General features: G+C 70.5%; 10 protein-coding genes and 1 pseudogene. 2 read left to right on the top strand and 9 right to left on the bottom strand.

Annotation, left to right across the window (positions count from 1 at the left end):
• Both CF8_RS22460 and CF8_RS08275 read left to right on the top strand, forming a co-directional pair.
• Positions 1-1091: pseudogene (locus CF8_RS22460) on the top strand (hypothetical protein); the annotation flags it as partial.
• Between the two features lie 171 nt (positions 1092-1262).
• The gene (locus tag CF8_RS08275; RefSeq protein ID WP_010832673.1) at positions 1263-2102 is read left to right on the top strand and encodes an aminoglycoside adenylyltransferase domain-containing protein; all 840 of its coding nucleotides are present in this window, start codon (positions 1263-1265) and stop codon (positions 2100-2102) included.
• Between the two features lie 158 nt (positions 2103-2260).
• On the opposite strand, the gene CF8_RS08270 is transcribed toward CF8_RS08275, so the two are convergent.
• From CF8_RS08270 to CF8_RS08230, 9 genes are read right to left on the bottom strand one after another with little or no spacing between them, the layout of a single operon-like run.
• Positions 2261-3799, bottom strand: coding sequence for an ATP-binding protein (locus tag CF8_RS08270; protein ID WP_010832672.1), 1539 nt, complete (start codon positions 3797-3799; stop codon positions 2261-2263).
• On the bottom strand, positions 3799-5304 hold the full coding sequence (locus CF8_RS08265) for an SCO6880 family protein (protein ID WP_010832671.1): 1506 nt from the start codon (positions 5302-5304) through the stop codon (positions 3799-3801). The genes CF8_RS08270 and CF8_RS08265 overlap by 1 nt, the downstream gene beginning before the upstream one ends.
• Positions 5305-5358: 54 nt before the next feature.
• Positions 5359-7398, bottom strand: coding sequence for a type IV secretion system protein (locus tag CF8_RS23450; RefSeq protein ID WP_010832670.1), 2040 nt, complete (start codon positions 7396-7398; stop codon positions 5359-5361).
• Positions 7395-8171: a hypothetical protein gene (locus CF8_RS08255; protein ID WP_010832669.1), complete on the bottom strand. Its 777-nt coding sequence runs from the start codon at positions 8169-8171 to the stop codon at positions 7395-7397. Before CF8_RS08255 ends, CF8_RS23450 begins: the two co-directional genes overlap by 4 nt.
• Complete coding sequence (locus CF8_RS08250) at positions 8171-9046, bottom strand: hypothetical protein (RefSeq protein WP_010832668.1); 876 nt, start codon at positions 9044-9046, stop codon at positions 8171-8173. Before CF8_RS08250 ends, CF8_RS08255 begins: the two co-directional genes overlap by 1 nt.
• The gene (locus CF8_RS08245; RefSeq protein WP_232211596.1) at positions 9046-9312 is read right to left on the bottom strand and encodes a hypothetical protein; all 267 of its coding nucleotides are present in this window, start codon (positions 9310-9312) and stop codon (positions 9046-9048) included. Before CF8_RS08245 ends, CF8_RS08250 begins: the two co-directional genes overlap by 1 nt.
• A 56-nt stretch (positions 9313-9368) precedes the next feature.
• A complete protein-coding gene (locus CF8_RS08240; RefSeq protein ID WP_010832666.1) occupies positions 9369-10214 on the bottom strand; it encodes a hypothetical protein in 846 nt (281 codons plus the stop codon).
• Positions 10211-10426: a hypothetical protein gene (locus CF8_RS08235; RefSeq protein WP_036490566.1), complete on the bottom strand. Its 216-nt coding sequence runs from the start codon at positions 10424-10426 to the stop codon at positions 10211-10213. Before CF8_RS08235 ends, CF8_RS08240 begins: the two co-directional genes overlap by 4 nt.
• Before the next feature lie 49 nt (positions 10427-10475).
• Positions 10476-11435, bottom strand: a complete 960-nt coding sequence (locus CF8_RS08230) for a hypothetical protein (RefSeq protein ID WP_156887186.1) — start codon at positions 11433-11435, stop codon at positions 10476-10478.
• Positions 11436-11621 lie beyond the last annotated feature (186 nt).

The raw sequence follows: 11621 nt of genomic DNA, 5'->3' as shown, positions 1-11621 counted from the left end.
CCCGCCGGTACGGCTGGAGCGTGCGACAGCGCAACGCGGTGATGCAGACCCTGCGGATGCTGCAGACCGTTCGACCCACCCCGACAGCGAAGATCCGCGCCAGCGATGTCGTGGCACTGCGCCGATACGACGGCACGATCTCCTCGACCATCGACGTCCTTACCGAAGCCGGCCTGCTGATCGAGGACGTCCCCACCAAAGTCGAGCGCTACTTCACTGCCAGGTTCATCGACGCCGGGACGCTGCCCGACGCCATGCGCCGGAACCTCGAGCTCTGGCTTCAGATCATGCTCGGCGGATCCCGGCATGCACCCCGCCAACTGCCACGCGAACCCGAAACAGTCGAACTCCACATTCGGGGACTCGCGCCCGTCGTCCAGGCCTGGGCCGAAGCAGGCCGCCAGTCGTTCGCCGAGATCACCAAGGACGACATCCTCAATGCGCTTGCGGCGCTGCCCGCCGGAACCAGCCATCGCCACTTCGCCGAGAACGGGCTGAAGTCGCTCTTCAAGATCCTCAAGGGCCGTCGACTCGTGTTCACCAACCCAATGAGGGGCATCGACCTCACTCGGGTCGCGACCAACATCCCGCTGCCGCTCGACACCGCGCTGATCCGCGCCGAGCTGGACTCGCCGAACCCAGCCGTCGCGCTCGCAGTCGCCCTGGTGGCCTTCCACGGTCTGACCGGCAAGCAGGTGCGCGAACTGCAGCTGACCGACATCGTCGACGGCCGCCTCCTCCTCGAGGGCCGCGACATCCCACTCGCCGCACCGGTCAGGACCCGGCTGACTGCCTGGCTCGACTACCGCAACCAGACCTGGCCCGCCAGCGCCAACCCCCACCTGCTCATCAACCGACGAACCGCACCACGCCTCGTCCCCGGCGGCCACTCCTTCCCCTGGAAGGAAAGCGCCCTGCGGCCGCGGGCCCTGCGCGAGGACCGCATCCTCCACGAGATCCACGCAACCGGCGGCGACGTACGCCGAATCTGCGACCTCTTCGGCCTCAGCGTCGAAGGCGCCACCCGGTACCTCTCGACAATCGAGCATCCCGATCTCACCATCGGGGACGATCGGAGTTCGCAAACCTAGCCAGCGACTCCCCGAGATGAAGCGCTGGCGCTTCACGTTCGCTCCAACGGAAGCGAGGCAGAGGAAACTCACGCGACAGTTCGTGCCCGCAGTGGCAGCATCCTCGGGGCCCAGCCTTCGACACGAACGGGCCGCCCGCTTGTCGACACCACGCAAGGGAGACTCCGCGACATGCTGCCGGAACTGGACGCGCAGCTCGACGGGGACGAGGCCGACCTGCTCCGTACCGTTCTTGGCGACCTCGCCGACCAAGTCGCGAAAGCGCTTGGTGACAATCTGGTGGGCGTATACCTGAAAGGGTCGTTCGCGCTTGGCTCCGGGGACGTCCACGCCGACGTGGACTTCCTGGTCGTCACACGAGAGGAACTCGACACCGACGAGGAGTCGCTGATCCGAGAGATCCACCGACAACTCCCCGACAGGCCGGAGCACTGGGCTCACAACCTGGAAGGCTCGTACGCCCCCGTCGACCAGCTGCATGAACGCGCAGACCCCAACCAGCCGTGGCTCTACGTCGACAACGGGCAGCGAGAGATGGAGCTTTCGACCCACGACAACACCGAGACCTTCCGCTGGGTCCTGAAGAACCGCGGGCTCGCCATCACAGGTCCGCCGGCAGAGTCGCTCCTGAATCATGTCCCCACCCAGGTGCTCCGCGCGGAGGCCGCTGAACTCGCGGTCCAACGTCGAGACGACGCCTTGGCCGACCCCGAGTACCTGGAGAACGGCTGGGGCCAGCCGCACGAGGTACTCACCCAATGCCGCATGCTCTACACAGCGAGCACCGGTCGAGTCGCTGGTAAGAACCAGGCAGCACGATGGTGCTCGGCCGTGCTCCCCCCGGAATGGCGCGGCCTCCTCGATGCCGCGATCGTCGACCGGCCCAATCCATGGGAGCGGGTCAGCACAGCAGCTGACCCGCGCTGGACAGATCTCACCCGCAGCTTCATCAAGGAGATGACACCGCGCATCGTCGCTGCGTCGATCAGTCCGCTCGTCGACGGGGACTGACCCGCACGCGGCCGGTGGACTATCGGCGGCACCCCGCTCGAGCACGCCGCCAAGAGTGACGACGGTGCGAGAGTTCGGCGAACATGACCGAACACGCCCGACCAACCCGCCGAACATGTGCAGGTTCGCCGAGAAACCGTCAGAAATCGCGCGAACAGTCATAGGGCGGCCTCGATGGCCTCGTTGGTGTAATAGAGCTCCTTCTCGAGGGGGTGGAGCACGGTCTGGACCTTGTAGGTGGCGTCGCCGATGCACCACAGCGCCCGGCCCTTGTCCTGCATCGCCCACCCGGAGACCAGGTCCTGGGCGATCGGCCCGAGGCCGAGCATGGAGTCGAGTTCGCGCGCCATTTTCGGCTTCTGGCCGCCGAGGATTTTGATGTCGGCCAGTTCAAGCAGGTCCTTGGCGATCATGGTGGCTTGGGAGTCGGCGTCACCGACCGAGAGCAGGTCGGAGGGCTTGTGGAGGTTGGCGAACTGGATGTCGCCGCCCTTGCCGGCCATGCCTCGCGAGAGCCGCAGGTCGGCGTCGAAGCTCATGACTGCGGCGACGCCCAGCCGCATCTGCTTCCAGACCTCGTCACGCACGACGATGCGCAGGTCGCCGGGCTCGGCGATCTCGCGAAGCCCGCGGCCCCACGAGTTCATGCACAGCAGCGCGATGCCCACGGCCTCGTCGCCCAGGCCGTCGAGACGCGACAGGCTGAACGACTGGATCGGTGCCCGCCAGTCGACCTCGATGTTCGTGAAGTCATCGAAGAGGCCGGCCAGGGTGCCGGTGACCAGCTCGCCGAGCGCGTTGCGCAGCAGCCTGGTCTCGTCGAGGAACTGCCGTCTTGTTCCGAACTCGCAGGCCTTGACGAGGTCCTCGGAGGGATTGCGCAGCAGCTCCCACAGTTGCGGGATCGTCGTCTCGCGCAGCGTGGAGTTCCCGGCGGCGTAGCCGGTGAGGATCTGCAGCGCGTTGCGGACGACGTCGCTCTCGTCGGGCCCGAAGGGCACGCGTCGTTGGTCGTCGATCTTCATGCTGCCGACGAGCCCGCGGACCAGCACGAGCCAGCGCTTGAAGATGATCGTGGTGCGCCGCTGCGCTTCCTCGGCCGAGAGCTTCTCCCAGCCGTGTCCGAGCGGGCCCATCGCCAACGGGTTGATCCGGGCCGGCAGACCCGGGCCGATGACGAACGGCTCGACGCCGTGCGCTCGGCACAGCGACTCGTACTCGTCCTTCGGGTCGCCGAGGACCAGGGTGCGGTAGCCGAACGGCATCATCCGGTTGCAGAAGGCTTTGGTGGTGCCTGACTTGCCGGTGCCGGGCTTGGCGAACTGGAAGATGTTCGGGTTGGTCGCCGTGACGTCGTCGCGCAGCACCCACCCGAACGGGTCGCAGTAGAAGGAGCCGCCGGAGAGCTGGTCGACGCCCATCTGAGCCCCGGTCGGGGGCAGTGCGGGGGCTGACATGAAGGGCCAGAGCACCGGTGCCTGATCGCTGGTCATCCGCCACGCCTGGGCCGGCGCCTTGGCTGGCGCCCAGCCGCGACCGGGTCGTGCCGCACCCCGCCGAGGGGCGTACTTGAAGGATCGGGGCTCCTTGGCCTCGCGGGCCGGGGCCGGGGTGGTCGGCAGGTCGTGGCCGAAGTCCGAGAGCAGGGCGGCCATGTCGCGCCCGCCGCGGCGGTTGCGCCGTGCTGTGGTGGACATCAGGCGTCTCCGGACCGGGTGAGGCTGGTGCCCAGTGGGATGGTGGAGGCGGCGAACCCGGTGTCCTGGGCGAGGTCGAGCCGCAGCGGCGCGAACCCCGCGCGGCGCACCGAGGCGTCCAGCCGGCGGCCGAACTCGGTGATCCGCAGCGTCTTGGGCACGGTGACCGTGCACACGGCGTAGGGCCGGGTCAGTGCGTTGCCGCGGGCCAGCTTGGCGTCCAGACCGCGGGCCTTGTAGGCCTCGTCGCGCTGCTTGGCACGGGTCTTTCGGCCGAGCTTCTCGTTCATCCCTTCGGCCAGGTCGGCTGCCCACTCGGCGTTGCCGGACTGCCGGTCCGCCTTCGACTGCGACACGACCGGGTAGGCGACCAGGAACGAGCGCCGCTCCCCCGACTCGCTCGGGGTGAGGATCGGCGCCAGCGCACCCATCACCGCGCCACGGCTGGGCAGCTTGATGGTGGCGCTGATCGAGTTCCACGCGTCGTGGCTGTAGTGCCGCACCGTGGCATCGGCGCCAGAGGGTCCGGCCATCGCCCAGGGGACGTCGGCGTTGACTCCTGCGTCCTTCTCCCGCATCGCCAGCGCCTCGACGATGCCGGCCCGGTCGCCCGGAGCGAACCCGGTCCGGCTCGCCAGTGCGAGTTCTGGGCTGGTCAGCCACCGCACCGAGGTCATCCCCATGGGCCCGCGCAGCTGGGCCTCGATCTCGGCCATGAGGAGGTAGATCTCCCGGCCCCGGCCCTCAAGGCCACCGCCGGACTCCTTGGCCGACCGGGTGATCCGGGTCTCGGGAACGACGATGGTCACGAACATCTCGGTGCGGACCGAGGCCCGGGTCAGTCCGTGGGCGAGGTCGCTGTTGACGAGCTCGGACAGCTTCGGGGCGTTGGGGCGCCGGTGCTTGTTGACCCACAGCTCGCGCTCGGCGCCGTCTTCGGGGACGGTGCGCACCATGAAGAGGATCTCGTCGACCTTCTCGGTGCGGCCTGCGACGTCGATCAGCCCGGCGAGCCCCTCGCCGTAGCGGGTGCGCTCCTCGATGTCCTTCATGCCGATGCCCGGGTGGACGATCGCGGCGGTGACCGCCCAGGTCTTGGTCGCGTGGTCCTGGATGATCGCGACCCGCTGCAGCTGCGATCCGTGCGGAGGCCCGTCGTGGATCTGGATGCCCTGCAGCACACCGGGCAGGTCCGGGGTGTCGAGGTCCTCGGCGCGACCCTGGGAGGCCTTGGCCCGAAACGACGTCCATCCGAGCAGGCCGCCGACGGCGTACATCGTCGAGGCGAACACCCAGCCGGTGGCCGAGCGGCCCCGGACCGGGATGATGGTGATGGCCAGCGCGAACAGCCAGACCATGGCGAACAGGAGGGCGGAGAACCAGGCTCCGCGGCTGATCGCCCAGAACGCCGGCAGGCTCGCCAGCGCCAGGAACATCAGTTGGCCTCCGGATAGTCCGAAGAACCAGCCGATCCGGTCGCGCTGGTAGTCGGCGTAGGTGGTCATCGAGGGGTTCCTTCCATCTCGTCGGGGTCCGTATGGGGGGTTGCGCGGATCGGGTTAGACCGCGACCGGGGGGATTCCGCCAGCTGCTCCGGCGCCACCGGCACCGCCAGCCGCTCCCCCGCCGCCTGCAGCCGGTGTCTTGGGTGCGGCTCCCGCGCCACTTGCTCCACCGGAGGAGCCGCCCTGGCCGCCGGAGCCGCCGCCGGGGCCACCGCCCGTGGGCAGGGTCGGTGGAGTGGGAGGTGCGGGCGGCATCGGCGGGCTCGGCGGGTCCGTGTCACTGGGGTCGCCGCTGTTCTGCGACCCGGGGTGGGTGCCGCCGGACTGATCCCCGGACTGGCCACCGGACTGCCTGCCGCCCAGCCCGCTGAAGTCGGGCCCGTAGGTGCTCTGCCCGACACCGGCCTGGTTGGACTCATCCGACATCAGCGAGGTGGCCTTGGCGCCGGCGCTGTTGATCCAGCCCATGCCGGTCGACATCGCCTGGCCGACGGGGCCCAAGCTGCCCAGGAAGCCCTGGGTGGACTTGTTGAACCGGTCGCCCGTGGACGCCTCGGCGCTCTGCTCGCCGCCCGACCGGCCGCTGGGGTCCATCGCGGAGGCCGCCGAGGAGCCGCCACCGGACGCGCCGCCGCCGACCAGTCCCTGCAGGCCGCCCTGGATCGCCATGCTCTGCCGGAACGACGCACCCGAGGGGGTGCCGGGGTCGACGAAGGCCAGCAGCTTGAACAACGCCAGCGGTGCGACGACGCTGACCAGGATCAGCATGACCGCGGGGAGTGCGGTGCCGACCGACTTCTCCGCGCCGTCGGCGAGGTGGGCGGCGACACCGCTGGACATCTGTACACCGATGCCGAGCACCATCACCATCAGCACGGGGGTGAACGCCGCGGCGTGGAACCAGCGCAGGCTTTTCCAGAACCAGGAGCGGGTGAAGTCCGAGACCAACCCGGCTGCGGACAGCGGGCCGGTGGCGGTCAGGACCAGCAGCGAGGCTGCGCGGGCGAGGTAGACCAGGATGTGCCCGATGGCGGCCAGCCACAGGAAGATCCCGAGGAAGGCGAGCACAGTGGCCACCGCCGCGTCGGAGACGTCTTCGGCGCCGAGGCCGCCCAGGGGGTCCCAGTCGGGCCAGGTCTGCACCTTGAGCAGCGACTTCATCAGGGCCCGGGTGAGGGCACCGCAGGCCGCCACGATCATCCCGCAGTAGCCGAACCAGCAGGCGCAGACGATGACGAACTGGCCGGCGCCGATGAAGGCGTGCGCGAGGCTCTTGCCCTCGCGCTTGAAGGCCGCGGCGCCGAGCTGGATCATCGCCAAGATGACCACCATGGCGAGCGCCAGCCAGAGCGTGAAGGCGTAGACGTCCTTGCCAGGCCCGTCGGCGCGCAGGTCGGGGGTCAAGAACAGCTCGCTGAACGTGAGCACGATGCGCAGCACGAACAGGCCGCTATTCCAGATCGCCAGCATGGCCGCGGTCCAGGCGTCGGCAGCGGCCTTGGCGATGACGTCGCCGATGGCCTCGAACGGGTTCGGGATGTCGCCGAGGCCGGGGATCCCGCCTCCGAAGAGATCGCCGAGGTTCGGGAGCCCAGCAACGCCGGGAAGACCGGGGACGCCGGGGAGACCGCCCAGCCCGTCGCAGACCGCGTCCAGCAGGCCGCAGCCGGGCAGCCCGTCCGGGATCAGGTCGCCGGGGCTGGGCAGGTCCTCGGCGAGCCCGCCGAGGCCGTCGAGTGCACCGTTGACGCCGTCCGTCACCCCGTCAGCTGCGTCCTTGCCGCAGTCGATCGGGTCTTCGGCGCAGTCGAGCGCGTCGCCGCCGAGGTCGCACAGGGCGTCGGGACCCGAGCAGCCCTGCTTGAGGTTGCGCGCTGGGAGGTGGCCGGCGGTCTCTAGGCGGGCGGACACGGCGGGCGCTGCGGTGGTCAGCGTCGTCGACGTCGCGGTGTCGGCGGCCGCTGCGGCCGGCGGCTGCAGGGTCGAGGCTGCGGCGAGGAGGGTGGTCAGCAGCAGAACCGCGAGGGCGCCGATCCCGATGCGGATCAGGCTTCCGCGACTCGTGCGGGACGGGCGGTTGGTCGGGGCGGTCACTGCGTAGCGCCGTTGATCGGCACCCAGCCGGCCTGTTTGAACTCCGGGGTGGTGGGGGCGACCGCTTGCGGCTGACCCTCCTGGACCAGGTGCTCGATGTCCTCGGAGCTGCCCTGGACCAGCCGCCAGTCCCAGACACCATCGACCTCGAGCCACCGCATGAGTTGGGTGCCGGCGTACAGGCCGTCCTTGACCTCGCCTTCGGCGGTGGTGAGCGTGACGTAGCTCAATAGGTTCACCGCGTAGTAGTCGGTGCCCAGCTCCTCGAGGCTGTAGGCGATCGGTGTCACGGCGTACGACGCGGGCGTGGGCACGTCGCCGTCCCTGGGGACGCCGGCCTGCTGGCGGCGCAGCGCGACGGCGTCGCGGGCGCGCTCCTCGAAGACCGCCTTATCGGCGGGGTCGGCGTAGAGGCCGGCGACGGTGACGGCCTGGTCGTAGTCGAACGCGACCTGTGCCTTGGCGACCTCGATCTGCAGCGCGACGGCGCCCAGGTCGGTCTGGGGGAATCCGGTCGGGTAGCCGTTGGCCTGGTCGGCGCCGCCGGGGATGACGACGCCGTCCGTGGGCGCGGTCTCGGGGGCGGTCTGCTCGACGCCGGAGGACTGCGTCGACAACGAGGACGGGTCGCCCGTGGTGGTCTTGTCGCTGCCGTCGGCGCGGCTGCGGGCGCCGAGCCAGACGGCCGTGGCGACCAGGCAGGCGATGGCCACCAGGGCGCCGATGCGCAGGAGGTTGCTGCGCGAGTTGCTGTCGGTCATCAGGTTGCTCATCAGTGCTCGTCTCCCGAGTAGCTGGGGTCGGTGGTGTTGTCGGTCGACCAGGTGCGCCAGCCGGCCTGGTTGGCCAGGGCGGTGCCGGGCCAGGTCGCGGGTGCGGGTGCCGGCGGTGCTCCGGGGGCGACCATCCAGCGGCCGCCGACCCACTGCATGCGCTCGCAGTGCGCGAATGCGATCTGGGCCTCCTGCTTGTAGGTCGCGGTGACCTTCATCAGCACGCAGACGACTGACCAGTCGGGGCCGTCGGTCCCTTTGACCAGGGCGGCCGCCGGCTCGAGGGTGACCGAGGCGCTGGGGTCCTTGACCTCGCCCATGTCGGTGCTGGTGAGGAAGGCGCGGACGCTGGCGGTGATCCACCAGTCCTCGGCGCTGACTCCGCCGGGCAGGGCCCAGGTGCTGTAGACCTCCTGGGCGGTCTGCAGGCTCATCGACTGCAGGACCGCGGTGTCGATCTGGGCGAGCTGCCCGATCGCGCCCTCGGGGGTGTGGGGGAACCCGGTCATGACGAACCCGGGGCCGTTCACGCCGGTCCCGGCAGGGATCTTGATGGTGGGCGCGGTCTCGCTAGCCGTCTCGGCCGGGAAGGCGGCGCTCTCCGGGACGGTCAGCATCGGCTCGGCCGCCATCTCGTCGCGGTGGGCGGTGCCCTGGGCCACGGTCGAGCGGTCGGCCTCTCCCGTGGCCGCTCCCGGCGTGGCGTTGGCGTCGTCTCCGATGCCGGCGAGCCCCAGGTAGACCGCGTACCCGACGCCGCCGAGCAGGAGCGCAGCCACGACGACCGCGGCCACCAGGATCCCGAGCAGACGGCCCCGGCCCCACTCGGAGCCCCCGGCATCCGGTGCGGCCTTCGTCGTGACTGCGCGCCACATCAGATGCAGCCCTGGCCGAGGATGCCGTTGAGCATGCCGGGCAGCGCCAGGTAGGCGATCGCGCACATGAACACGACCACGATCGAGATGACGCCCACCTTCGAGGCATGCTGCATCGAGAAGACGCGGCCAGCGATGATCGCGCCAAGGCCGATGATCAGGCCGAGGCCGAACAGGATGATGACGCCCCACAGCACGTAGCCGGTGATCTCGTTGGTAGGGCCGACAGCACCGGGAGGAGCCTGCGGGCAGACCTTGGCGGCCATCACGGTAGTTGCGGTCATGAGGTCCACGGGTGGACTTCCTTTCTGGTTGGCCTGGATCAGGCGGTTGTGTCGTCGACGAGGAGGTGGGCGGGCTCGAGCAGCTGGCGTGCTGCCGAGATCAGGGCGGCGGGAACGCGGCGGGAGTCCAGGCCGCTGACCGCGAGCTCGCGGTCCGCGGGGATCTCCACGCACCGGTCCGCGTCCAGGGCGCGGCGCACGGCCGGTCCACCGACGTGCTCGAGGCCGCGGGGCCACTTCTTGCGGCGGGGACCGCACACGGCGAGGGCGATCTGCTCGGGCTGCCAGTGGTTGGACAGCAGGTCGATGGCGACCCCGAGGCGACGCATCCCGGGGATGGTCGCCGTGGTGACCAGGACGATCTGGTCCGCGGCACGGACCGCCGTGGCGAGCCAGCAGTCGGTGGCCAGCAGCTGGCCGGCCTCCCAGCCGACGTCGAGGATCGTCAGCTGGCTCTGGTGCTCCGCCTCGGTCGGCAGGGGCACTTCGTCGACGCCGGCCAGCACCCCGCTGGCGCGCTCGATCAGGACGTGGTCGCGCTTGCCCTGGCGCCAGTCGGCCGGGTGCAGCCCGAGCTCGGCGGTGCTCGCCGCGGCGAGCCCGGACGCGGTCACCGAGCAGCACTCCACGACGCGGACCGGCGCAGCCGCGGCGAGGCCGGCGGCCAGGGCGACGGTGCTCGAGCCGACCGAGCCGGCGCATCCGAGCACCGCGATGGTGTGCTCGCCGGTCGCCGGGGACCATGCGGTCTCACTGGTGGGCCCGCGGCCGCGCGGGCCCGCTCCGGTACCGGCGCCGGTGCGGAAGTCGCCGGCGTTCACGGCGTGCCAGGCGCGCTTGAGCTCGTCGACGGCGACCGGCCGGGTAGTGGCCTGGGTGCTCACCCGGCTTCCCCGAGACCGGCGCGGCGGAACTCCAGGGCGGCCCGGACCTCGGCCGGGGTGAGGCTGGCCAGCTCCCGCTTGGCGGCCTGTACCTCGTGCAGCTGCTCGACGCAGCCGGTGAGCTGCTGGATCGCCTCGGTCTCGCGGCCTGCGATGGTGAACAGCTCGGCGACCTCCTGCGGCGTCCGGGGCCCGTCCTGGGTGTTTGTCATGGGCTTCACCACCTCCAGTCGCCTATGTGTCGTGGGGCGCCGGGAGCGATCACTTGTCATGGCCGAACTTCCTCGGTGCGGCCTCGGCGAGCGCACGCATGCTGCGCGAGGCGTGGCGGCGGACGGTGGCCTCGGAGACGCCGACTCGGGGGGCGACCCGGCTTGAGAGCTCGTTGCCGATCAGGCCGCCGTAGCCGCGGGTCAGGTTGCGGGTCTCGACCCGGTCGGCCTCCTCGACCAGGCACAGCAGCAGGTAGCGGTCGGCGTCGCTGATGACCCTGCGCTCGCACGCCCAGGCGAGCAGCTCCAGGAGCTCCTCGGTGGCCGACGGCTCGTCGTGGTCGGGGCCGGACTTGTCGGCGAGGATCTCGGGGCGGTGGAACAGCGCGCCGAGAACCCGCCCGGTCGGCATCTCGCCGGCACTCCACGCTCCCCCGCCGGCAACGTCGACCAGGTCGCCGGAGGGGAGGGACTCGACGAGGGTGGTGTTGGCCCAGGTCCGGTCGGCGCGGGAGACACAGAAGAAGTCGCCGACCTCGCGCAGCACGCCGACCCGGGTGTTCATCAAGATGTTCGCGGCGACCTTGCGCAGCCGCCGCCAGGGGAAGGTGCGGACCTCGATCCACAGCTGGGAGGCCACGAGCTCGTCGATCCGCTCGACCGCGGACCAGGTGCCGGCTACGACCGGTTGACTGTCGCGAAAGACCTCCTTCGGGGGCAACGTGCTCAACCAGCCGGCGAGCCGGCAGGCTCCCGGGAGCAGGCACTTGGCGAGCGCGGCGGCCGCCGCGATGTCGTCGCCGCCGTCCGGGGCGGCCAGCATCGCCAGCGCCAGGAGGACCTCGTCCGATGCGTCTCGGTCCACCGAGGGCAGCCATGCGCGGAGGTCGTCGAACTCCGCGACGACGTCGAGCCGGGAATCCGCCGCCACCCAGTCCGGCCACTTGCTGCGGGCCTGGTCAAGCAGTTCGCTGTTGTCGTCGAGACCGAGCTGGTCGCCCACACTCATCGCCCTCGCCCCTTTCGTCCGTGGTTGCGCTACGGCAAGAAAGATCGCGAGCGCGTGTCCCCGCATCCGTCCCCCCCAAGGCGACGATTTCGAGGGGGGACGCGGAGGGGGGCGCGCGTTTGCGCAGGTCAGAGGGCGTCCCCCCGAAAGTTGAGGAAGTTCCTGGCGGACCCCCTGCGGGGTCTA

The organism is Nocardioides sp. CF8 (assembly GCF_000389985.1).
GTDB lineage: Bacteria > Actinomycetota > Actinomycetes > Propionibacteriales > Nocardioidaceae > Nocardioides > Nocardioides allogilvus.
This window is presented reverse-complemented; position numbering and strand designations above follow the sequence as displayed.